The organism is uncultured Gordonia sp. (genome assembly GCF_937858515.1).
Lineage (GTDB): Bacteria > Actinomycetota > Actinomycetes > Mycobacteriales > Mycobacteriaceae > Gordonia.
In genome coordinates this window covers 1-23,818 of sequence record NZ_CALLZT010000207.1, presented here as the reverse complement: position 1 = coordinate 23,818, position 23,818 = coordinate 1, and the positions used below count along the sequence as shown (strand labels likewise).

General features: G+C 66.1%; 19 protein-coding genes. 6 read left to right on the top strand and 13 right to left on the bottom strand.

Annotated elements, in window-relative coordinates; translation table 11 throughout:
- Nucleotides 1-148: 148 nt before the first annotated feature.
- A complete protein-coding gene (locus Q0627_RS19915) occupies nucleotides 149-691 on the top strand; it encodes a hypothetical protein (RefSeq protein ID WP_291014513.1) in 543 nt (180 codons plus the stop codon).
- Between the two features lie 6 nt (nucleotides 692-697).
- Here Q0627_RS19915 and Q0627_RS19910 read toward each other — a convergent pair whose 3' ends face one another.
- From Q0627_RS19910 to Q0627_RS19885, 6 genes are all read right to left on the bottom strand, one after another.
- Complete coding sequence (locus tag Q0627_RS19910; protein ID WP_291014510.1) at nucleotides 698-1,645, bottom strand: DMT family transporter; 948 nt, start codon at nucleotides 1,643-1,645, stop codon at nucleotides 698-700.
- Nucleotides 1,646-1,699: 54 nt separating this feature from the next.
- Entirely contained in the window at nucleotides 1,700-3,127 is a 1,428-nt protein-coding gene (locus Q0627_RS19905) for a PLP-dependent aminotransferase family protein (RefSeq protein ID WP_298812133.1), read from the bottom strand.
- A 55-nt stretch (nucleotides 3,128-3,182) separates the two neighbouring features.
- Entirely contained in the window at nucleotides 3,183-4,025 is an 843-nt protein-coding gene (locus tag Q0627_RS19900) for an SDR family NAD(P)-dependent oxidoreductase (protein WP_291014500.1), read from the bottom strand.
- Between the two features lie 94 nt (nucleotides 4,026-4,119).
- Nucleotides 4,120-4,899, bottom strand: a complete 780-nt coding sequence (locus tag Q0627_RS19895; RefSeq protein ID WP_298812130.1) for an SDR family NAD(P)-dependent oxidoreductase — start codon at nucleotides 4,897-4,899, stop codon at nucleotides 4,120-4,122.
- Between the two features lie 67 nt (nucleotides 4,900-4,966).
- On the bottom strand, nucleotides 4,967-5,764 hold the full coding sequence (locus Q0627_RS19890; RefSeq protein ID WP_291014496.1) for a sugar phosphate isomerase/epimerase: 798 nt from the start codon (nucleotides 5,762-5,764) through the stop codon (nucleotides 4,967-4,969).
- Complete coding sequence (locus tag Q0627_RS19885) at nucleotides 5,764-9,234, bottom strand: indolepyruvate ferredoxin oxidoreductase family protein (RefSeq protein WP_298812124.1); 3,471 nt, start codon at nucleotides 9,232-9,234, stop codon at nucleotides 5,764-5,766. The genes Q0627_RS19890 and Q0627_RS19885 overlap by 1 nt, the downstream gene beginning before the upstream one ends.
- A gap of 151 nt (nucleotides 9,235-9,385) precedes the next feature.
- Here Q0627_RS19885 and Q0627_RS19880 point away from each other — a divergent pair, with 151 nt between their 5' ends.
- Nucleotides 9,386-9,853 carry an Lrp/AsnC family transcriptional regulator gene (locus Q0627_RS19880; protein ID WP_298812122.1) on the top strand — a complete coding sequence of 156 codons (468 nt, stop codon included), beginning with the start codon at nucleotides 9,386-9,388 and terminating at the stop codon, nucleotides 9,851-9,853.
- Nucleotides 9,854-9,887: 34 nt separating this feature from the next.
- Here the strand turns inward: Q0627_RS19880 and Q0627_RS19875 are convergent, their stop codons facing one another.
- The 5 genes from Q0627_RS19875 to Q0627_RS19855 form a co-directional block, all read right to left on the bottom strand.
- Nucleotides 9,888-11,282, bottom strand: a complete 1,395-nt coding sequence (locus Q0627_RS19875; RefSeq protein WP_298812119.1) for an amidohydrolase family protein — start codon at nucleotides 11,280-11,282, stop codon at nucleotides 9,888-9,890.
- A gap of 70 nt (nucleotides 11,283-11,352) precedes the next feature.
- Nucleotides 11,353-12,117 (bottom strand): SDR family NAD(P)-dependent oxidoreductase, encoded by a 765-nt coding sequence (locus Q0627_RS19870; protein ID WP_298812117.1) that lies wholly within the window; start codon nucleotides 12,115-12,117, stop codon nucleotides 11,353-11,355.
- 106 nt (nucleotides 12,118-12,223) lie between these two features.
- Nucleotides 12,224-13,135: a TrmB family transcriptional regulator gene (locus tag Q0627_RS19865; RefSeq protein ID WP_291011120.1), complete on the bottom strand. Its 912-nt coding sequence runs from the start codon at nucleotides 13,133-13,135 to the stop codon at nucleotides 12,224-12,226.
- A 162-nt stretch (nucleotides 13,136-13,297) separates the two neighbouring features.
- Nucleotides 13,298-14,788, bottom strand: a complete 1,491-nt coding sequence (locus Q0627_RS19860; RefSeq protein WP_298812114.1) for an aldehyde dehydrogenase family protein — start codon at nucleotides 14,786-14,788, stop codon at nucleotides 13,298-13,300.
- A gap of 52 nt (nucleotides 14,789-14,840) precedes the next feature.
- Nucleotides 14,841-15,686: a mycofactocin-coupled SDR family oxidoreductase gene (locus Q0627_RS19855; protein ID WP_291011607.1), complete on the bottom strand. Its 846-nt coding sequence runs from the start codon at nucleotides 15,684-15,686 to the stop codon at nucleotides 14,841-14,843.
- A 211-nt stretch (nucleotides 15,687-15,897) separates the two neighbouring features.
- On the opposite strand from Q0627_RS19855, the gene Q0627_RS19850 reads away from it, so the two are divergent.
- Nucleotides 15,898-16,917 carry an amidohydrolase family protein gene (locus tag Q0627_RS19850; RefSeq protein ID WP_298812112.1) on the top strand — a complete coding sequence of 340 codons (1,020 nt, stop codon included), beginning with the start codon at nucleotides 15,898-15,900 and terminating at the stop codon, nucleotides 16,915-16,917.
- Between the two features lie 58 nt (nucleotides 16,918-16,975).
- Here the strand turns inward: Q0627_RS19850 and Q0627_RS19845 are convergent, their stop codons facing one another.
- A complete protein-coding gene (locus Q0627_RS19845) occupies nucleotides 16,976-18,460 on the bottom strand; it encodes an aldehyde dehydrogenase (RefSeq protein ID WP_298812111.1) in 1,485 nt (494 codons plus the stop codon).
- 90 nt (nucleotides 18,461-18,550) lie between these two features.
- Nucleotides 18,551-19,270 (bottom strand): ThuA domain-containing protein, encoded by a 720-nt coding sequence (locus Q0627_RS19840; protein WP_298812110.1) that lies wholly within the window; start codon nucleotides 19,268-19,270, stop codon nucleotides 18,551-18,553.
- Nucleotides 19,271-19,338: 68 nt separating this feature from the next.
- Here Q0627_RS19840 and Q0627_RS19835 point away from each other — a divergent pair, with 68 nt between their 5' ends.
- The 3 genes from Q0627_RS19835 to Q0627_RS19825 form a co-directional block, all read left to right on the top strand.
- Entirely contained in the window at nucleotides 19,339-20,085 is a 747-nt protein-coding gene (locus tag Q0627_RS19835; protein ID WP_291011059.1) for an SDR family oxidoreductase, read from the top strand.
- Between the two features lie 281 nt (nucleotides 20,086-20,366).
- The gene (locus Q0627_RS19830; RefSeq protein WP_298812109.1) at nucleotides 20,367-21,359 is read left to right on the top strand and encodes a hypothetical protein; all 993 of its coding nucleotides are present in this window, start codon (nucleotides 20,367-20,369) and stop codon (nucleotides 21,357-21,359) included.
- 97 nt (nucleotides 21,360-21,456) lie between these two features.
- A partial coding sequence (locus Q0627_RS19825; RefSeq protein ID WP_298812172.1) for a Tex family protein occupies nucleotides 21,457-23,818 on the top strand: 2,362 nt, incomplete at its 3' end.

The following is a 23,818-nucleotide window of genomic DNA, read 5'->3' as shown; positions in this document are numbered from 1 at the left end:
CGGAGGCGCGACGATGCGCAGTTGTCACGTGTTTGCCGGAAGGACTCCGGTAACGTACGTCGCGATGCCTAACGATGAACAGAAGCCCGATGGTGAGCAGACGCCCCGCGGTGGGCAGAAGCCTAGTGGTGAGCAGACGCCGGAGCAGTTGTCCTACGAGAAGTTCGGGCGACGCTTTTTCGAGATCGCGGTGACCGAGAACCGTATCGGCGCGGCGTTCACACCGCTGGCAGGAGAAGACTTCGAGATCGGTCCGCTGGCCACCGGCCCAGGTGGCATGGTCAAGGTGCAGGCCAATGTGTCGATGGGCCGACCGGTGATCACCCGCTATGTCAACGAGTTGATCACCTTCAAGGTCCGACTGCCGCTGTCTATCAACCTGGTGGTCGACCTGCGGGTCGACAGGCTCCGTTACGACGTGACGGGCGTGGTTCCGCTCGACCTCACGGTGCGGGCGGTCGAACCGCTGTCCATCCATATCGACGTCGACACGCCCCGGCCGCGTGACGTGCAGGTCGGCGTGGCCTCACACGGGGCGAGGGCCGAGATGGTCCGGTTCGTGGCCCAGGTCGACGACGAGATCAAACGGGTCATCGCCAAGCACGTCGCACAGCAGGTCAGGACGCCGGAGATCCGTCGGGCGTGTGTCATCGATGTCGCAGGCGAACTCGACAAGGTGATGCCGACCTGACAGGCGTCATCGGCGCGGCGTCCGTGGAAAAGCGGCGAACGACGACGGTGATGATGGGTGCGATGAGCGGGAGCGTACCGCCGCCAGTGCGCAACCGACGACCACGGCTCCGCCGAGAATAGTTGTCCAAGTGAGTGTTTCGTGAAGCAGCAGCGCGGCCCACGCGATACTCAGAACCGGTTGGGTGAGTTGGATCTGGCTGACGCGCGTGATCGGCCCGATCGCCAGTCCGTGGTACCAGGCGAAGAAGGCCAGAAACATACTGACCGCGCCCAGATACAGGAACGACGCCCATTGCGTCGCAGACGCCGAGGGTGGCTGACCGGCGACGGACCACACAGTCAGAGCGGTCATGATGGGCGAGGCGAAAACGAGCGCCCACGAAATCGTCTGCCATGCACCGATCTCCTTGGCGAGTAGACCACCCTCGGCGTACCCGACCGCGGCGGCGGCGACGGCGCCGAGAAGGAGAAGGTCCGATGCCCGGATGGTTCCGGAACCGCCGTGGATCAGCCCGAAGCTCACCGTCGCCAGCGCGCCCAGCGCTGCGGTGACCCAGAAACGTCGCGGCGGATGTTCACGGGCGCGCGCGACCGCGACCAGTGCAGTGGCCGCGGGCAGCAGTGCGATCATCACCGCGCCGTGGCTCGCCGACGCCGTCGACAGCGCGTACGTCGTCATCATCGGGAAACCGAGCACCACGCCGGCCGCGACCACGGCGATGCGGCGCCACTGCGCCGGCGAAGGGACGGGGGTGCGTGTTGCCGTGAGCACGAGAGCCGCCAGCACCGCGGCGAGCACCGCACGTCCGGCGCCGACGAACACCGGCGACATCGCGTGATCCTGGACGGCGATGCGGGTCAGCGGCACGGTGAGGGAGAAGCCGGCGACCCCGACGAAACCCCACCGGAGTCCGCCCCCGCATGATCGGAGTGCGGGAGCCGACGGTAACACCGTCGGCGAATTGGTAGTAGCGCTACTGTCTAGGTTCACTACTTACGATAGCAGTTACCGAGATCGTTGTCGCAACAGAGTATCCACCGCATCCCCGATGACCTGAGTCGCGGCGGACAGGCGTGCGGGATCGGGAGCGGCGAAATTGAGGCGGACGAACGGGCCCGGCGGCTCGGAAGGAAACCACTCGTCGCCGGCGGCGATGATAACCCCGGCCCGTTCGCAGTCACGGACGAGTTCGCCGGCGTCGAGGGCATGGGGGAGCCGCGCCCACACGTTGAGCCCGCCTCGCGGTGGGCGCTCGACGGTCAGTTCCGGGGCCTGCTCGGTCAAACTGTCCAGGAGCAGATCGCGGCGGGAGCGCAAGGCGTCGGACAGGAAGCGGCGATGCGTGCGCCAGGCCGGCGACAACACGACCTCGAGCGCGGCCTCCTGGAGAACGGGACTCACATACATCGCGTCCGCACTGTGATAAGTGGCGATGCGCTCACGCACCGGACCGCGGGCGATGATCGCCGCCACCCGCAGCGCGGGCGACACACTTTTGGTCAGCGACCGAAGATAGACGACATGACCCGAATCGTCGCCCGATGCGAGCGGAACCGACGGCGCGTCGATCCCGAAGTCGTGGGCCCAGTCGTCCTCGATGAGGAACGCTCCCCGGGCGCCGATCACATCGAGGACACCCTGCCGAATCTCCGCAGACCATTGAGCGCCGGTCGGATTGGCGAAATTGGGCTGGGCGTAGAAGACCGTCGCCCCGGACAGGTCGAGGGCTCGCGCCAGATCGTCGGGATCGGGTCCGCCGGGACCGGATGCGATCGGGACGACCGTCGCGCCCGCCTGTGCGGCGGCGGTCATCGCTCCCCAGTACGTCGGGGACTCCATCACGACGGGCCGTCCGGCGCCCACGAGTGCCCGCAGGATCGCACACAGTCCGCTCTGGCTCCCCGGCACGATGACTACATCGCGTTCCGTTGCGGGAGTCACCCCGGATAGTGCGGTATCCGCGAGCTCGGCCGCGAACCAGGATCGCAGGTCCGCGATTCCGGCGGTCGGCGCCCGCCGCAACGCCGACTCCCCCCGGGAGGCCCTGACCAATGCTGATCGCACCGCACGTTCGGGGAGGAGTTCGCGGGCGGGATACCCCGAATGCAGGCCGATGGCGTCGGCGGGTATGTCGCGCAACGGTGTCGAGATCGTCGGTATGCGGTCGGCTGGTGCACCCAGAGTGGTTGTCTGCCAGCCATAGTCGGGTTGCCGCAGGCGTGCTGACTGCCGCCGGACGAACGTGCCCGCGCCGGGCCGTGCCTCTACCAGCCCCATTCCGGCCAAGGTGTGCAGCGCCTTCTGGACCGTCACCGGGCTCGCACCGTACCGGGCCGCGAGCGTCCGGCTCGACGGCAGTTGCGTGCCCGGCGACGCGCCGCTGATCCAGGTGCGGAGTTCGGCCACGATCCGGTCAGCGCTACTGATTGCCACGTCCAGTGACAATACCGCTACTGATCAGGGCTGCCGGACTCCGCGCCCGAGTCGGTCAGCGGGCGGCCTGCCCGCAGTCCACCGGCAGTAGGACGCCGGTGATCATATTGGCGTTGTCCGATGCCAGGAACAGGACCGCATCGGTGATGTCCTGCATTTCGGCGCGCCACTTGGTGCCCGGCATATTGGTCTCCGAGGAGAACTTCTCGTACGCCTCGTCCATGTCCATGCCGAGTTGCTTCGCCAGGCCCACGACCATGCCCGAGCCCTGTCCGAGGCCGGGCCTGATGGTGGCCGGCGCGATGCCGTTCACGTTGATGTCGAATTCGCCGAGCTCGAACGCCCACGCGGCGATCAGCCCGTTGAGCGCGTACTTGGCGGCGACATAGTGCGACAGATTCGACGTCCCGGCGCCGGTGACACCGGAGGTGATGTTGATGATCTTTCCCGATCGACGCTCGATCATGTTCGGCACCAGGTACTTCACCACGTACATGTGGCCCTTGAGAACGGTGTCGATGACGGCGTCCAGGACATCGCTGCGCATGTCCTGGATGGTGTCGAGCGCGGCCACCCCGGCGTTGTTCACGATGACGTCGATGCGGCCGTCAAAGAATTCCAGGGCTTTGTCGACCGACGCCTTGACCTGGGCCTCATCACGTAGATCGCACGGCAGGGCCAGTGCTTTGACGCCGCGGCTTTCGACTTCTTTCACGGCGGTGTCGAGCATCTCCTGGTCGGCGAGTTCGTAGACGTTCTCGATGGGCTCGGTGATGTCGAGCAGCGCCACGTTGGCGCCGGCGTCGGCGAAGGCCTTGGCGTGGTTGAATCCCTGCCCCTTGGCGGCGCCGGTGATGAACACGTTGAGGCCTTCGAGGCCCCGCAACTGTGCGGACATGTGACGGACTCCTTTGTCGGAAAGACTCCGGCGTCCCCATCGGCGCCGATAGTAGTTATGAGACTAGCGCCTAAATGGTGAGGATTGGTGGGAATCAGGAATTTCCGTCCGGCCCCACCGAATCCACCGACTGGGGGCGGGCCAACCCGAGCATCGCCGACTTGGTCAGGCCGCCGTCGACGACGAGTACCTGGCCGTTGATGTACCTCGCGGCCTCCGACGCCAGGAACAGCACTGCCCCGGTGACGTCCTCGGCCGAGCCGAGTGTGCCCAGCGGGACCCTGCTCCGGCGTAACTCGCGGACTTGCGGATCGGCGTAGATGGCCTCGGACATGCCCGCGTCGATCAGGCCGGGAGCGACGGCGTTGACCCGCACCCCGCGAGGCCCCCACTCAAGCGCCATCTGCTCGGTCAGCGTATTGATCGCACCCTTTGTGCTGGTGTACGCGCCGGCATTGGGGGCCGCCGAAATCCCGTTCACTGACGAGATATTCACGATCACACCGCCGCCGGCGGCGATCATGAGAGCCGCCGCCACCCGCGAGGTGAGGAAGGTGCCGGTGAGGTTGACGTCCACTACCGACCGCCAGTCCGCCTCCGGCAGTTCCAATAGTGGACCGAAGCGGACGATGCCCGCATTGTTCACCAGCAGTGACGGCGCCTCGGGTAGGGCCGCGAAGGCCGCGTCCAGCGACTCGCCCGAGGTGACGTCGACCTGGTGTGCCACGGCGCCCTCGCCGATCCCGGACGCGACGGCCTCGGCCGCATCGCCGTCGAGATCCCAGACGGCCACCCGGTAGCCTGCCTTCGCCGCGTGTCGCGCGATCGCCGCACCGAGTCCTGAACCCGCCCCTGTCACCACTGCCCATGCCATGTCGCGCAACCTTCCCTAGATTCTTAGTCGGTGTAATACTAACGTCGTCAGGGAACAGTGTGACCGGCTACGCGAGAACTCTGCGGGCCGACGACATCGCACGCCGTGCGCGCGTCAGTTCGGGTGCCGACGTCCACTCACGGGACTGGACTTCCACGCTGATGGGCATCATCGCCGGGACCTGTGCGATCAGCTCCGCCAACGGCAGGGTCCCGTCGCCGGGAAATCGGCGGCCATGGCGGGCCTCGAATGCCAGTGCCTCCGGATCATCATGTGGCGGTACGAGGTTCGAGTCAGCGTCGCAGATCTGCAGGTACGACAATTCGGTGGCGGCCGTCGTGCGCAGGTCCGTGGGTGAACCGCCCGACCGGTCCAGATGCAGGGCGTCGACCAGAACGGCGATGTTGTGCGCGCCGTCCGCCCGGACCGACGCGGCGATACCCAGCGCGTCAGCGAGCGTCCTGATCTCGGTGAACGCCATGAACTCCAGCGAGATCGAGCACCCGAACGGCTCGATCAGGTCCGCGAGCAGCAACAGTTCGTCGCAGGTACGTCCCGGGTCGCGATGATGACTGACCGTCAGTAGCCACTCCGGACGTAACTGCTCGGCGATATCGATCAGGCGCCGGTGGTTGTCGAGGGGAATGTCCGGAGACAACCGGATCACCTCGAGATCGAGTAGCCGCAGCCCCGTGTCGTCGATTGCCCGCCGTAGCCGCGGTGGTGCGATGCCGCGGTCGGCATCGAGGTCCCAACGCAATCCTAGCGCATCGAAGCCCGCAGTACCGGCTACCTCGACCGCGGTGAAATGATCGGCATCCAGGATTGTCGCCGCAGCCAGGGAGAGCGGGTGACCGCCGGTCATCATGCTTCCAGACCAGCGGTATCCACGCCCAACTCGGTGAGCGCCGACATATACGCACCCACCGAACGAAGCTTGATATCTTCGTATCCCTTGATCAGCTCGGGCGTTGCCGCGATCGTGACCGCGTGATCGTAGTTCTGGCTGGTGAGCGTGTCGGCGAGCCCGGTGACGGTGCCGAGGTAGTGGTCGGCCAGGCGCCGTTCGAGACGGCGCATCCGGGTGTGGCCGAACGGGTCCAGCGGGGTGCCGCGCAGCTTCCGGCCGCGGGCAAGCAGCCGCAAGAGGCCATGTGAGCGGGGCGAGAAGCCGACCTTGGTGCTACGGCCCAGCGCACGCAGTGCAGGCGGGTGCAGACGGTAGGTGAGATTGTGCGCGCCGGGCACCTCCCGTTCGACCGATGCCACGAAGGCGGGGTCGGTGAGCATCCGGGCCACCTCGTACTCGTCCTTGTACGCCATGAGCTTGTGCAGGTTGCGCGCCACCGTCTCGCTCAGCGTGTGGCGCCCGACCATGGGCTCGGCGTCCCACACCCGCTGGATGGCAGACACATAGGCAGAGGCCAGCCGCTCGCCCTGGAAGGCGACCAGCCCGGCGGCCCGGCGTTCGGTGAGTTCGCGGGTCAATCCTGTCATCGTGCTGCCGGCGAACAGATGGTGTGGTACTACCGTGTCACTGCGCTGCGGTGGCCGGGCGTCACCGGTGTGTGCGGCGAAAGCCGTGGGATCGGCCACCGCGACTCGGCCCCATTCGAATGCCGTCTTGTTCGCCTCCACCGCCACACCGTTGAGGTCGATCGCGTCACGAATATGCCTGGCGCCGAAGGGGAGTGCGCCGCTTTGGTAGGCGGCGCCGACCAACAGCAGATTCGCGCAGGCGGTGTCGCCGAAGAGTCGTCCGGCTGCGGCCAACGCGTCGAAATGCACCAGCGATCGTGTGTGCGGTGTCAGGCGCGCCAGCAACGATTCGGTGCCGGGATAGGCAACGGTCGCGTCGTAGACCATGTCACCGGTAGGGGTCTTGCTCGTGGAGGCCACCGTGATCGTCCGGTCCGCCCCGCCGATCGTCGTATTCTTGCCGTCCGCGGCGGTGAGCAGGTCGAACGCCAGAACACAGTCGGCGGTGCCGGGAGCGACGTGATTGGAGACGGGCACCCGCGCGGAGTTGCTGACCCGCAGATGCGAGGTCACCGGTCCCGCCTTCTGGCTCAGCCCGGTCTGGTCGAGCCCGTCGACGTGGAAACCCGCGCGCAGGGCCGCCATCCCGAGTATCTGGTTGACCGTGACGATGCCGGTGCCGCCGATACCGGCGAGAAAGATGTTGTGCGTCATGGACACCACCGGCAGGACAGGGTCGTCGACCCGCGGTGGCGCCAGAACAGGTGGCCGGTGCCGCGCCGCGCCGTCGGGAATCTCCACCGTCACGAACGACGGGCAGTCCCCGTCGAGACAGGAATAGTCGGTGTTGCAGGACGATTGGTCGATGCGGGTCTTGCGACCGAACTCGGTGTCCACCGGCTGCACCGACAGGCAGTTGCTCTTGATGCCGCAGTCCCCGCAGCCTTCGCACACCGCCTCGTTGATCAGCACCCGCGTGCGGCGCGCGGGCAGCGTGCCTCGCTTGCGTTGCCTGCGTGCGTCGGCGGCGCAATGCTGGTCGTAGATCAGGACGGTGACGCCGTCGATGGTGCGCAGCACGCGCTGCGCCTCGTCGAGACGATCGCGGTGCCAGAGTTCCACGCCGGGCGCCATCGCCGAGCGTCGATGCCGTTCGGGGTCGTCGGCGCAGATGATGATCTTGCGGACGCCTTCGGCCGTCAGTTTGTGGGTCAGCTTCTCGATGGGCAGTGCCGCCTCGGCGTCCTGCGCTCCCGTCATCGCCACGACCTCGTTGTAGAGGATCTTGTAGGTGATGTTGACCCCGGCCGCCACACACGCCTGCACTGCAAGTTGCCCGGAATGGAAGAACGTCCCGTCGCCGACGTTCTGGAAGATGTGCGGCACATCCGTGAAGGCGGACTGCCCGATCCACTGGGCGCCCTCGCCGCCCATCTGCGTCAGCCCGGTGACCTGCGAGTCGGACCGGCCCGACATGGTCACCAGGGTGTGGCAGCCGATGCCACCGGCGGCGAGCGAACCGTCGGGCACCGCCGTCGACCGGTTGTGCGGGCAGCCGGAACAGAAGTATGCGGTGCGGCTCGCGCTGAGCGCGGTGATCGGCAGTTGCTTCGGTGCGACGGGCGCGCGATCGATCCGATCAGCGAGTACCCGACGCAGGGGTGCGAGCAGCCGTTCGGACGTCAATTGGCCGCCGGCGGGGATCAACGGCTGATCACACCCGTCGCGTTTGCCGAGGATCTGTGGGCGATGGGGTGACCGGTAGAGGATGTCACGAACCTGCGTCTCGACGAACTCGGTCTTGTCCTCGACCACCAGCACCTGTTCGACGCCGTCCGCGAGCTCCCGGATTCTTCGCACTCCCAGCGGATACGGCATGCCGATGCGCAAGATCCGGATTCCGGCGGCGGCGAGACGGTCCGGTCCCACGCCGAGTTGCCCGAGCGCATCGCACACCGTGTCGTAGGCGGCACCCACGGCGACGATCCCGAGCCACGCCTCGCGGGTCGGCACCTCGATGCGGTCGACCTCGTTGGCGTCTGCGAACGCGGTCACCATCGCCCAGCGCGGTCCGTACAGGTCGGCCTCGGCGAGCAGGCTATCGGGAGGTGCCAGCAGCAGCCGCTGCCGATACGTCCACGGACGCCCTTCCCATTCGATCTGTGGAACCCTGATCTCCAGGCCGGCGAAGTCGTCCGAGAGCGTCCAGAGGCCGTCGGCGACATCGGCGGTGACCTTCATAGACGACCAGCATCCCGATGCCCGCGACAGGGCGACGGCGTGCAGACCGAACGTGACCACCTCGGTCGCGTTGCGCGGGAAGAACACCGGCATTGACAACGCGGCCAGTGAGCGTTCGCTGGCGCACGGCAGGCTCGACGATTTGGCGGCAGGGTCGTCGCCGACGAGGGCAAGAACGCCGCCGGAGGGGTCGGCGCCGTACATGTTCGCGTGCCGGATCGCATCGGCGGCCCTGTCGAGGCCGGGGCCTTTGCCGTACCAGACGCCCAACACGCCGTCGTGAGAACGGGTTTCGCCGGGGAGACCGATCTGGCTGCCCCACACCGACGTTGCGGCCAGTTCCTCGTTCATGCCGGGTACCAGCCGCACGTCGTGCCCGGAGGTCAACTCGGGCAGGCCGGCCAGCAGCCGGTCCAGTCCGGCCAGGGGGCTGCCCTGATACCCGGACACGAACGCCGCGACCCGCCGGCCATCTCGGCGGTCGCGCTCATGCTGTTCGACGAGCAAACGCGCGATCGCCTGTACTCCGGTGATCAGCACCGGTCCGCCATCTGTCCGGTATCTGTCGTTCAGGTCCGCGGGCCGGGCGGTTAGGTTTGTCTGGAGGGCTGTCATCCAAGTGCCTCAATTCGTCACACGAATCAGTCGGAAAGTGATCACTATGTACCGTTAGACTGAGCTCATATGAACTGGCGGTCAACAGCTTTGGCTGTGACTGAGCATTCTGATCAATCATTTCCGAATTACCGACAGGCAGTGCACCACAATGATCACACTCGACCATCTCGACGTCCGGCTTCTCGAACTCCTGTCGCGCAATGCGCGGGCCGGAGTCATGGAACTGGCACAACAACTGTCGGTGGCACGAAACACGGTCGCGGCGCGGCTCAAACGACTCGAAACCGCCGGTGTGCTCGACGGTTTCGCGCCGCGTCTCAACCTCGCGCCGCTCGGGGTGTCTGTGCGTGCCTTCCTCGCACTGGAATTGGAGCAGGGGCAGCTCGATCACGTCGTTGCCAGCCTGGCCGCCATACCGGAAGTACTTGAAGTGCATGCGACCACCGGCCGCGAAGACCTGTTGGTGCAGGCGGCCGCGCGCACCCACGACGGACTGCAAGATCTCATTCAGAAAGTCGTGTCGATCCACGGTGTGGCGCACTCGAATACAACGCTCGCACTCACGACGCCGCTGCCTTTCCGGGTACAGCCGCTCATCGACACACTCGTCGATTGATTCGCACCCGGCAGTGCAGATCCGCCCGTTGCGCTCAGGCTTTCGCGAGATCCGCCAATTCCTGTTCGGACAGCACACCATTGGTGGGCAACGCGGTGTCTTCGAGGGCGAACGACCGGGTGAGCGGGCAGGTGGCCAGAAAGGCGACCTTCTCGCCGGGCCGGGCTGTGCGCTCGGGGATCGGGGTGCTGATGTCGATACGTTTGCCGGCCTTGATCACTTCGGTGATCGCTCCGTGGCGGGCCAGCACCTTGATGTCGCGCAACGGATCACCATCCACCACAATCACATCGGCGGCGTAGCCGGGGGCCACCGCACCGAGTTTCCCATCCATCTTCATCACCCAAGCGGCTTCCGACGTTGCGGCCTTGATGGCCTCCATCGGGGTGAATCCGGCGTACTCGACGAGCATCTCCAATTCGCGGGCATGCCATTCACCGATCGGGGTGATGGCGAATCCGGTTTCGGAACCGGCGATCACGCGGACACCGGCGTCTTTCGCCTTGCCGATGGCGCGCCCGGTGACCTCCAGTTCGGCCTTGAACACATTGAGCAGGTCCGGGTTGGTCCCGACACGTTCGCCGTAGTCGTACAGGTTGCCCAACAGGGTGAACGTGGGGCAGAGCGCGGTCCCGTGGGAGATCACCGCTTCCAGTGCGTCATCGTCCATGTAGGAGGCATGATAGATCAGGTCCATACCCGCCTCGGCGGCCTCCTTGGTGCTCAACGAGTTCCGGCAATGACCCACCACCGGTGTGCTGAGGTCATGCGCCGCGTCGACGACCGTCTGCATCTCGGTCTTGTTCCACACCTTGACCTCGGGACCTTTGACCGACGGGATCAGTCCGGTGACCATCACCTTGATCCAGTCGACGCCGTACTTGACCTGGCGGCGCACCTCCTGGGAGATCCCTTCGAGGTTGTGTACGACGGTGGCGTACCCGGTGCGGCCCTCGTCGGCGATCAACCGGCCCGCAGTGCCGCCGAGCATCGTCATCAGCGCGTTGCCGCCGGCTGCCATGCGCGGCCCCTCGACGACGTTCGCCTCGATCGCGTCGCGCAGTTCCACGCCGATGTTCCACAAGCAGTCGGCGTCGAGCACGCTGGTCACACCCGCGCGCAGGACCTTGCGCGCGTTGCGGGCCGACAGCATCGCGCTGAATGCCTCGGTGCGATGGAAGAACAACTCGTCGTTGCCGGTGGGTTCGCCGAACGACAGGTGCGTATGCGCGTCGATCAGGCCGGGCATGACGGTCTTGTCTTGTGCGGCAATGCGTTCGATGTCCGGCCTGCCGTGGGCGAGGGCATCGGCGTGGGCACCGACGGCGGTGATCGTGCCGTCGCTGATCAGCACGCTCTCGTTGGATCGTGGGGTGTCACCGATTCCGTCGATGACGGTGCCGCCCTCGATCAGGATTGTTGCGGTCATGGGATTCCTCCAGACTCGAAAAGTGTTGGCCCGGTGGCTGTGCCGGACCCTGGGTCAGGCGTTGGTCACCTCAGGCGTTGGTCACGCCGAGCGCGAGCCCGCCGTCGACGGTCAGGACCGTCCCGGTGATCCAGTCGGCGGTGGCCAGGTGAACAACGGATTCGGCGACTTCCTCGGTGGTGCCGATGCGGCCGAGCGCGTGCGCCGCAGCCAGGTCGTTCAGCCGGGCCTTCGCCTCGTCGCCGGTGCCCAGGCCTGCCCGTTCGTTGATCTCGGTGTACACCCCTCCCGGGCGAATACAGTTGACCCGCACTCCACTTGGACCGAGTTCGGCTGCGAGTACCCCGGTGAGGGTTTCGAGTGCGCCCTTGGTGGCGGCGTACGGCGAAGCGCCCGGGAAGGCGCGCTGCGTATGCACCGACCCGAAGAAGACGATCGATCCGCGGGAGTCACGCAGGGCCGGCAGGGCCTCGCGGGAAAGCATCACCGGACCGACGACATTGGCGTCGAACAGGTCGAGCACCTGCCGGTCATCGATGTCGGACAGGTTGCTGCGGTACATGTTTCCGGCGGCGTTGACCAGCGTGTCGATTCGCCCGCCGCCGTGGGTCAGCGTGCGCGCCACCAGATTCCGGCGATCTTCGCCGTCGGTGACATCGGAACGGACCGCCAGGCAACGGTCGCCCAGTTCGTCGGCGACCGCATTGATCTTGTCCTCACGTCGGCCGGCGATGACGACCGACGCACCGAGCGAGGTGAACAGGCGGGCCACTCCCGCGCCGATCCCGGAACCACCACCGGTGATCAGAACCGTGGAATCCTTCACATCGCGCATGAGTCGCCTCCGTTTGCTCGTAGTAGTTATAAGCTACACGACGTATGTGACATGCGTCTCGAATACCGGGATGCTGCTCGGAGATATGTCGGCGGGCCTCGGGCGATCAGCGACCGGATCCGCGCCTGCTGATCCGCGGGGCACTGCCGGCGGCGGGCCGGTTGCCGTTGTGTGCGGCACGCATCAGTTCGGCGGCGATACCGTGATCGGAACGCAGACGTTCGAGGTCGGGGTCGGACTTCCAGAACCTGTCGACTTCGGCGGCGTCGAAGTGCTCGCCCATTAACTGGATAGCGATGTCGTGACGGATGTATTCGATCGCGAGCAGTACGACCGCCGGATTGTCGGTGTAGACACCCCAGGCGTTGATGTCGGTCAAACCACCGACCACGGCCTCCTCGCGGTCGCCGACCACGGTGAACATCCGGCAACCGAGGTTGGCCAACGACACCTCGGGTGTGGAGCGTGTGTGCCGGTAGCAATGGCCCACCTTGGTACCGACCTCCCCGAACGTGAGCGCGGAAATGTCCACCGACCGGCGGTCCGCAGTGAGGAGCGGATCGGTGAGCTCATCCCATTCCGAGCCCCATGCGGAAATGAAGAGCTCATGTTTGGAACCGTTGACGACGTCCCGGGCGCAGTCGAGCAGGGCGGTCTTGTCGCCGAGGTCGTGGATGAGTCGGACCTGGGGAGTGGCGGTGACCGTCGGGAGTATTCGTTCGAGCTCGGCGATGGACTCCTCGTACTCCTTCGAGAGCCTGCTCACCAGTACACGGGGCGGCAAGGGCAGATATTCGACGGCGCTGCCGTCGCCCGACGCCTTCACCTCGAAAGCGGCACCGCGGGCGACGAGTTTGCCGAGCGTCTCGTAGACGGTGCTTCGCGGCACCCCGGACTTCTTGGCAACTTCGTATCCATTGATGGGAACGCCTGAAGCAACCAGCGCAACATACGCTTTCGCCTCATACCCCGACATGCCGAGGTGCTGTAGCCGCTCAACGATAGCTGTCAGCGCCAAGGTGTGACCTCCCGTTGTGCCAGGCTCGCCGTTGCTGCCGACGAGCACGTCAAGCATAGGGGAACCACTCGTTTACCAGGACAAAGGTCCACCGCAGGGGCCGGTCGTGGTGCCGCCGGACGCACAGGCACGGCGTCACCACGTCCGGGGAGACGCTGATTCTCAGCGTTCGCGATTGGCCTGGCTCGCGCCACTGAGCAGCAACTGCTTGATCTGGGTGAACTCAAGGATCCCCTCGATGCCGCCCTCACGGCCCCAACCGGACTGCTTGATGCCGCCGAATGGTTCGGTCAGGCACACGCCGGCCAGGTTGACCGCCACATTTCCGACCTGCAAGCGCTCGGCGACCGCGAAAGCGGTGGCCGCATCGGCCGAGTACACCGACGCCGCCAGCCCGAACCGGGAGTTGTTGGCGATCGCGATCGCATCCTCGACGTCGTCGTAGGCGATGGCGACGATGATTGGCCCGAACACCTCCTCCTGGGCGATGTAGCTGTCCGGGTCGACATCGCGCAGGAGTGTCGGCTCGAAATAGAACCCCTCGCCGTTGAACTCGGGTGGTCTGCGTCCGCCGGCGACGACTTTCGCGCCGTCGGAGAGTGCGCGTTCGAGCATCGATTCGACGCGCACCAGCGCGCGTTCATTGCCGAGCGGACCGAGGACGGTCGTCGGATCGAGTGGATCCCCGACCTTGTACGCGGCGAATTCGGCAGCGAGCCGGCCGACGATCTCCTCGTACCGGGATCGCGGAATCAGGATGCGGCTCAACGCCACACAGATCTGGCCCACGCCTCCGATCGCGGCCGGGACGAGCGTGGGGAGCACTTCGTCGAGGTCCGCGTCGTCGAGAATGATCGCGGGCGACTTGCCGCCGAGTTCGAGCACCGTGCGGGCCAGGCGCGGCGCTGTCTGCGTGACCACGTCGACTCCGACGCTCACCCCGCCGGTCATGTGCACCATGTCCACGCCTGGATGGCTGACCAGGTGTCGACTGGCGTCCAAGCCGACCGCCATGATGTTCACGACGCCGTCCGGGAAACCGGCCGCTTCGGCGCATTCGGCGATCACGCGTGCCGTCAGCTGCGAGTCGGGCGCGGCCTTGGCGATGAAAACGCATCCCGCCAAGAGCCCGGGGATGATCTTCATACCGATCTCGGGGACCGGTCCGTTGTAGGTGAGGATCGCCAGCACCACTCCGATGGGGTCGTGTTTGATCACCACCTCGGATCCGCCGCTGATGCGTTCCTCCCGCCACGGAACCTTCGGCGCGTTGTCCAGGGCGGCGCGCCAGATCACCGACGCGGCACCGGTGTTGATCATCTCACCGTGGCTGACGGGGAATCCGGATTCGATGGCCCACAACCGGTTCAGCTGGTCCATCCGGGATTCGAGTTGCTCGGCGAAGCGGGTGCATACAGCGATCCGTTCGTCGACGCTCATCCGTGGCCACGGACCTTCATCGAACGCCCGGCGCGCGGCAGCTACTGCGGCGTCGGCCTCGTCGATGCCTGGATCTGCCGCGGTCGCCACTATGCGCCCGGTGGACGGCATGACCACGTCCACCGTCGCGCCGGCCAAGGGTTTCACCCATGTCCCGCCGAGGTAGACCGCGTCGAGATGCGGTGCGTCGATGTCAATGGATGCGGTGGTCATGATTCCTGCCTTGGTGGTGTCGGGGGAAAGATTGCGGTGGGCATGTCCGTGCTCATCCGCCCATGGAGATGGTGTCGGAGGAGCCGGCGTCGATCGGTAGCACGACGCTGGTGATGTAGCGCGCTTCGTCGCTGGCCAGGAACACCACGCCGTTGCTGATGTCCTGGGCGGAGATCCAGGGGACGGGCAGCATGTTCATCGTGGCGAAGGCGGGCGCGGCATCGTCGAGTGTCGCGTTCGGGTTGTCGGGGACGAAAAGCCCGATGGTTTGGGCGTTGTCGATCATCCCCGTCCGGACATTGGTGGGGCAGATGATGTTCGAGCGGATGTTGTGCGGTGCGCCTTCCATCGCCACCAGCCGCATGAGTCCGACGACGCCGTGCTTGCTGATCTCGTACGCGCCGGTGTTGGGGCAGCCTTTCAGGCTTGCCACCGATCCGGTGAAGATGAGTGAGCCGCCGTTTCCGGCCGCAATGATGTGGGGCATGACTGCCTTCACCACATGCCACACGCCGACCAGGTTGGTGTCGAGCACGTTCCGGAATTGCTCGGCTGACCATTCCCAGATCGGGTTGTAGCTGACGACGCCGGCGTTGGGGACGGCGATATCGACTCGCCCGAACTTGTCGAGTCCCTGTCGAAGCACCTCGTCGACCGCGTCGAAGTCGCGTGAGTCGGCTCGGGCGGCGACGATCCGGCCGCCCGCTTCTTCGACCAGACGGATGGTTTCGGCGAGATCGGACTCCCGTGCCAGCGGGTATCCGACGTGCTCGATGTCGTCGCAGAGGTCGAAGCCGATGATGTCGGCGCCTTCTTTGGCGAGGGCGAGTGCGTGTGAACGTCCCTGGCCCCGGGCGATGCCGGAGATGAAGGCGACTTTGCCTTTGACGCGGTCCATGAAATCCTCCTGATTCACGTGGGCCGCGTGTGGGTGGTGCTCGATTGTGACGAACGCACACGGTGTCCGGCCCGAGGCTGTCGACAGGCGTGCCGATGTGGTGGCCTTGAGATCGACTAGCGTCGTTAGTAGACTACCGACGTGTGACGCACTACACAATAGCCGTAGGTTTTCCGGTGGCCGGGATCATCCGCGAGAACGGTTTCGCCGGATGAGCGGGCGGCGCTTCGGCTTTCCGATACCCGAGGTCATCGATGTCCACGCTCACGCGGTGTTGCCGATGAGTCTCGGGTGTGCGGGTGCGGCCGGGCCGGAGATCGGGTACCGCGATGACGGGAGCCCGTTCTTCCGTGTCGGCGAGTACATCCTGGACGGGGTTCGCTACGAAGGCTCCGCCTTCATGGATGCCGATGTGCGGGTGGCTGCGATGGACGCGGCAGGTATCGGGCTGCAAATGATCTCACCCAACCCGATCACCTACTTCACGCGCCTTGATGCTGCCACGGCCACCGACTACACGCGTGCCCACAATGACGCGATCGCGGCGACCGCCGCGAGGTTCCCTGGGCGTCTCGTCGGCGCGGCTCAATTGCCGATGCAGGACGTTCCGGCGGCGATCGCCGAATTGGAACGGTCCGTTCGTGAGCTGGGTTTGGTGGCGGCGTACATCGACACCGACATCGCGGATCGCACGCTGGACGCCCCTGACCTCGATGACTTCTACAGCGCCGCGGTCGAACTCGACGTACCGGTGTTCATCCACCCGTCACCGGTCGGGCAGGCGGGTCCGCCCGACGATGCGCGGCTGCGTCGCTTCGACCTCGACCTGCTGCTGGGCTTCTCCTACGACGAGACCCTTGCGGTAGGAGCGCTGATATTCGGGGGAGTCCTGGAACGTCATCCAGAGCTCGATGTCTGCCTGTCTCACGGCGGCGGAACGCTGGCATTCGTCGCCGGCCGCTTTGCCCGAGCTGTTTCCAAACCGCGCGCCTGGGTTCCGGAGTTCCTGGTGGACAACGGAATCGAGCCATACCTACGGCGCCTCTGGCTGGATACCCACGTGCACAGCGCCGGTTCGTTGCAGTTGCTGATCGACACCGTCGGCACCGACCGCCTCGTCTTCGGAACCAACTTCGCCGGCTGGGATGCCGACGGCGCCACCGAAGTCGACGCTCTGGGCGACTTGCGCACCACGACCACCAACAACGCGGCGCGTTTGCTCAGGCTGTGAAACAGCCAAGTGGCCCCTGCCTTTTCGATCGGCAAGGGCCACTTCACGCATCTGTCGATCAGATGATGTAGGGCGCTGAGACCTCGGCCTCCGATGGCACGAGGATGGCGCGCGGGGTGACGTAGTCGTAGACCGCTTCGAGGCCGCGTTCGCAGCCGATGCCCGAATTCTTGCGGCCTGCAAGGGGAGTGGCGGGGTCGAAGCCGTGATTGTTGACGCCGAGGGCGCCCGAACGCAGTGCGCCGGCCATCTCGTAGCCCTTCTGGACGTCGGCGGTCCAGACGCTGCCGGCCAGGCCGAGGGAGGAATCGTTGGCGATGCGCAGCGCGTCGTCGTCGTCCTCGTACTTGATGATGCACAGCACGGGACCGAAGATCTCCTCCTGCGCGATCCGCATCGAGTTGTCGACGTCCCGGAACACGGTCTTGTCGACGAACCAGCCCTTGTCGAAGCCTTCGGGGACACCGCCACCGAGTGCGACCTTGGCGCCCTCTTCCTTGCCGATCTCGACGTAGCGCTGCACGCGCTTCTTCTGGGCCTCGTTGGCCATGGGGCCGACGACCGTTTCGGGGTCGGTAGGCAGGCCGAGGGGCAGCTTGTCGACGGCGGCGACGAAGGCGTCGACAACTTCCTCGTACCGGTTGGCCGAGGCGAGAATCCGGCTCGGGGCGTTGCAGGCCTGACCGGAGACGAAGAACATCTGGCCGAGGAGACGCTCGATCGCGTTGTCGAGGTCGGCGTCGTCGCGGATGATGGCGGCGGACTTGCCGCCGAGTTCCAGGGTGACCGGACGCATCAGCGTGGCACATGCCTCGCCGATCGACCGGCCCACCTCGACGCTGCCGGTGAACGCGACCTTGTCGACATCGGGGTGCGACACCAGATACTTGCTGGTCTCCACGCCTCCGGTGACCACGTTGAACACGCCGCTCGGAATGCCGGCGGCCTCGAAGGCCTCGGCGAAGCCGACGTAATTGAGGCTCGCCTCCGGGGACGGCTTGACCACTATCGTGCAGCCGGCCAGCAGTGCTGGGGCGTACTTCATCATTCCGCAGATCTGCGGCCCGTTCCATGGCGGAATGGCGCCGACCACGCCGTACGGTGCCTGCTGAACCATCACGTCGAAGCCCTCGTTCATGGCGTTGTACGTGGGCCGGCGCACCTCCCACTCGTAGGAGTCGACGTTCTCCGCGTAGTAGCGCAGCAATTCCGAGGTGACCGGCACCTGCCCGAACTTGGCCTGGGTGATCGGCGAACCCATCTCGGCGACCATGGCGTCGGCCATCTCGTCGGTGCGCTTGTCGAGTTCGTCGGCGACGCGTCCGAGTATGTCGGCCCGCTCGCGGTGCGACATCCGCGGCCACGGACCTGAGTCGAACGCCCTGCGTGCGGCGGCGACCGCGGCGTCGACGTCGGCGGTGCCGCCGTCGGGGATGGTCGCGAACTCTTCCTCGGTGACCGGGCTGATGACCGGGATCGTCTGCGACGACTGCGGCGCCACCCATTGCCCGTCGATGAAGAGGCGGGTCTGTGAACTGATCATCGTGTGCTCCTGAGCTCGGAAGGAAATCGACGGCGGACCCACTGTGAGGTACGTCATATTCAGCGACGTTAGTACGGTAACGCCTATCAGTCAGGAAGGCAATGATGAGTCTGCGCCGGCGGCCCACAGTGCGGCCCGGGAGACGATCGTGCGGTGCTCGGGCACGCGCAGCGACGCCACATCGTGGCCGAGCGCGTCGTAGGCGACGCGGCCGCGGCCGACATGCCGGGTCCACAACAGTGGATGGCTGCTGCCGCTGTGCGTGGAGAACGCCAGCCCTTCGACGTCGTCGGCGAGATCGAGAAAGCCGTAGGCCTCGTCGTTGAGGTCGAAATCGGAAACGCCGGCAACGATCGGCGAGGCGTTCGTGCTGACGGTCACCGATATCGGGCCAAACGGCGGATGGCACGACCGGTCCCATAGCCACTGCCCGCCGAGGAGGTCCTTCCACTCCGGCCAATCGTCGAAGCAGATCGCGGCGCCGTGCATTGCCAGTAGTCCGCCGCCACTTCGGATGTGTTCGGCAAGGCCGGCTTTCGCGTCCGTTCTCAGCGAGAGCGCCCACTGCTCGCGCAAGTGTGCGTAGCGTTCGAGTTCCATCCGGAAGCGCAGCATGTTCAGCACGACGAGTGGTGGTTCGGGGTCGATGGGCAGGTCGGCGAACAGGCCGTCGACGTCCTCGGTGACGGTGACGTGCGGGAATCCGCATTCGGTCAGGATCGCTGCCAGTTCGGCCGACGATGCCGGAAAGTCGTGCACGATCCCGCCGGAGGCGATGACGACTGGGGGAAGTTCGCGGTGCTGGCACATCAGGACTCCTAAGACGTTATTGTCATAACGACTATAGAGTTCCGATCGGATACCGGGAGACAGACGCGATGGATCTGGGATTGACCGGCCGTAAGGCGGCCGTCGCATCGGCCACCAGCGGCCTGGGATACGCGACCGCACAGGCCCTCGTCGCGGAGGGAGCGCAGGTGACGATCTGCGGGCATGACGCCGCGCGGGCCGAGCAAGCAGCGGACCGGCTGGGCGGTGGCACGCGATGGGTGATCGCCGATCTCGCCGACCCGCGGGAAGGGGAACGGTTCGTTACCGAGGCGGCCGGGGCGATGTCGGGTCTGGACATCCTCGTCACCAACGCCCCCGGGCCGCCGGCGGGGACATTCGCCACAGTGGCGATGGACGATTATCCCAAGGCACTGGAACTCAACTTGCTCAGTGTCGTTCGCATGTGCGGGGCTGCGGTACCGCACATGCGGCGCGGTGGCTGGGGGAGAATCGTTGCCATCACGTCGATCTCGGTGCGCCAGCCCATCGCCAACCTGATCCTGTCGAACACCGCACGCGCAGGAGCCACCGGATTTCTCAAAACCCTCGCCCGGGAGATCGCCGCCGACGGCATCACCGTCAATTCGATTCAGCCAGGTCTGCACGAGACCGGTCGCGTGCGCGGCGTGTACGGCGACGGTCTCGATGACGAGATCGCGCAGATACCCAGCCGCGCACTCGGGCGGCCCGAGGACTTCGGCGCTGCGGCGGCATTCCTCTGTTCGGATCAGGCGCGGTACATCACCGGCGTCGCTCTACCCGTCGACGGCGGTGTGTACCAGGCTCTCCAGTAGAGACGATTGCCGATCGGGTCAGGAGGAGTGGCTGAACAAGGAAGACGTCGCCAGGCTCCGGTCGGCGCAGAGTGCGGGGGAGATTCAGTTGATCCTCGCCGGTGGTGACGAATGACCGGATGAACGGTGCCGAAGTGAGCGACCGGATGCGGTGAAGGCCTGGCGGGCACCGTGACGTCGGCGGACCCCGAGACACGGCAGCAGCGGATCGTCGAGACGAAGGATTCACGCCACGGTGTCGTCGCGTGATAGTCGGTGTCGTGGTGTGTCACTCTGGTCCCATGACGGACGATCTCGCCGAACGACTCATCGACGCCCAGGTCGCTTTCAGTAAACGGCAACTGCTGGACCCCGGACTCTTTCACACCTTCGTCACCGAAGAGGTCGACGGCGCACTGCGCGATGCCTCGGGCCTGACCCTCGGCGAGGTGGTCACCCCGCAGATGATCAAGGACACCGCGATCAAGTTCGCCGTCAACATGCCACTGGAAGGGTCGATTCCCGAACTCGTCGGCGAGATCGCGGGGCGTCTGTACCGGCATCCGGTCAACGACGCCGTGCATCTGACCGATGTGCTCGACACCAGGACCTTCGACGAACTCGCGGATGCGATCGGTGACATGGATGTGGTGCGGCGGGTGGTGCGCGAGGTCATCGACAGCCCGGTCACCGTCGACGTCTGCGTCGAAGTGGTCACTCATGCGGTGGATTCGGCTGTGCTGCAGGGCCGTTCGGCCTCCGAAGCCGGTGTGCGGGGGCTGCTCGCCGGTGCCCTGGCACGACTGGCGACGCCGGTGCTGCCCGCCATCGAAACCGGGGTGGAGAAATTGACCAGGACCGGGGCGGCATTCGTGCTCCGTTCGGCGGGGGAGGAGTCGGACAACGCTCTGGTCGGGTCCGCACATGAGTTGTGGCGCAACCGATCCGACGACTCGGTCGGGCGATTCCGCGAATTGGTGACCGCCGACGACGTCGAGGACTTCGTGGTCGTGATATTTGAGTTCTGGAAGTCGTTCCGCGAGACCGAGTACTTCCGGACGCTGCTCGGTGAGGGCGTCGACCACTTCTTCGACAAGTACGGTGATACCTCCCTCGTCGATCTGATATCCGATCTGGGTGTCGAACGAGAAGACCTCGTGGAGGAAGGTATGCGGTTCGGCCTGCCGATCATCGCTCACCTGGACGAACGCGGCCTACTCGACGGGATCCTGCGACGTCAGTTCGTGCCGTTCTATCACTCACCGGAGTTCCGGGCGGTCATCGACGACCTGTGAGGCCGGCAGGCCGGTGACGGCGGTCCGGCTCCTGTAGGTGCTCGCCTGTAGTGTGGCGCGGGTGACTTCGAGCGCCACAGACAACAGTGCGTCCACCCTGCCGGCTTCCGCAGTGCCAGGTGTCAAACCCGTCACCGCCCGTATCGCCGAGGAACTGCAGATCGGCGAGCATCAGGTCATCGCGACCGTCACGATGCTCGACGAGGGTTCGACCGTCCCGTTCATCGCGCGGTACCGCAAGGAGGTGACCGGCAGCCTCGACGACGCCCAGCTGCGTGCCCTCGACGAACGCCTCACCTACCTGCGTGAACTCGATGCCCGCCGCGACGCGATCTTCTCCTCGATCGCCGAACAGGGCAAGCTCACCCCGGAGCTGGCCACCGCGCTCAACGCAGCAGACACCAAGGCCCGACTCGAGGACATCTATCTGCCGTACAAGCCCAAGCGGCGCACCAAGGCGCAGATCGCCCGTGAGGCAGGCCTCGAACCGCTCGCCGACGCCTTGCTCGCCGACCCGACGATCGACCCCGCCGAGATTGCCGCCGGATACGTGGGGGAGTCGGTGGCCGATGCGGCCGCTGCGCTCGAAGGGGCTCGGCACATCGTCGTCGAACGTGCCGCCGAGGATGCCGAACTGGTGGGTGCGGTGCGCACCAAGTTCTGGGGCCAGGGTGCGCTCCGCACCGCGCCGCGTTCCGAAGACGTCGCCAAAAGTGCTGCCGCACAAAAGTTCCGAGACTACTTCGAGTTCTCCGAACCGCTCACCGAGGCGCCCTCGCACCGGGTGCTGGCCGTGCTGCGCGGGGAGAAGGAGGAGATCCTGTCGGTGACCCTCGACGGTGGTGAGGACGCCGAATATCAGGTGATGATCGCCGATGCGCTCGGCGTGGACCTCGCCGCCGGCGGCGCGGCCACTCCGTGGCTGACGCAGGCTGTGCGGTGGGCCTGGCGGACCAAGCTCATGGTCACGGCATCGATCGACGCCCGTATGCAGTTGCGCAAGCGAGCCGAGGACGACGCTGTCAATGTGTTTGCGCGCAATCTCAAGGATCTGTTGCTCGCCGCGCCGGCCGGTGCTCGTGCGACTCTCGGTCTTGACCCCGGCTTCCGTACCGGTGTAAAGGTGGCCGTCGTCGACGGAACGGGCAAGGTCGTCGACACCGGGGCGATCTTCCCACATCAGCCCCGGAATCAGTGGGATCAGTCCAAGGCGGCGCTCGCCGCTCTCGTCGCCCGGCACGGGGTGGAACTGATCGCCATCGGCAATGGCACCGCCTCCCGTGAGACCGATGCGCTCGCAACCGAACTCGTCGCGGAGATCGCCGCGACAGGACATAAGGCACCGGCCAAGGTGACCGTGAGCGAGGCAGGGGCTTCGGTGTACTCGGCGTCGGAGTATGCCTCGCGCGAGCTGCCCGAGCTGGACGTGTCCATCAGAGGTGCGGTGTCGATCGCGCGCCGTCTGCAGGATCCGCTGGCCGAACTGGTCAAGATCGAACCGAAATCCATCGGTGTCGGCCAGTACCAGCACGATGTCACCCCCGGCACCCTCGCGCGCAGTCTCGACGTGGTGGTCGAGGACGCGGTCAACGCGGTGGGCGTCGATCTCAACACCGCGTCAGTGCCGCTGCTGTCCCGGGTCTCGGGTGTCACCCCGGCGCTGGCCGAATCGATCGTGTCGCATCGCGACAGCAATGGCCTGTTCCGCAGTCGTGCGGCGCTGCTGAAGGTGTCGCGCCTGGGGCCCAAAGCATTCGAGCAATGCGCGGGCTTCCTGCGCATCCGGGACGGGGAGGATCCGCTCGACGCATCCGGCGTGCACCCCGAGTCGTATCCGGTGGTCCGCAAGATCCTGGATCGTTCGGGAATCACGCTGGCTGAGCTGATCGGCAACGAACTCGTGCTGCGTGGGCTCAAGCCCACCGAGTTCGCCGACGACACATTCGGTGTGCCGACCGTGACCGACATCCTCGGCGAGTTGGAGAAGCCCGGCCGCGACCCCCGCCCTGCCTTCACCACCGCGACCTTCGCCGCCGGCGTGGAGAAGGTGGCCGACCTGACTCCCGGCATGATCCTCGAAGGCGTGGTCACCAACGTCGCCGCCTTCGGTGCGTTCGTGGACATCGGCGTGCACCAGGACGGTCTGGTGCATGTGTCGGCGATGTCCGACAGGTTCGTCTCCGACCCGCACGACGTCGTCCGGTCCGGACAGGTGGTGCGGGTGAAGGTGCTCGATGTGGACGTCGAACGGCAGCGGATCGGGTTGTCGCTGCGACTGAACGACGATGCCGGGTCAGGCGGCAAGGGTGGTGCGAGGCCGCGCAATCGCGGTGCGGCGCCGAACCAGGACCAGCGAGGCCGTCAGCCGGGCGCAGGTGGTCAGGGTCGCGGTGCCGGCGGCGCCCAGGGTCGCGGTGCCGGCGGCGCCCAGGGTCGCGGTGCCGGCGGCGCCCAGGGTC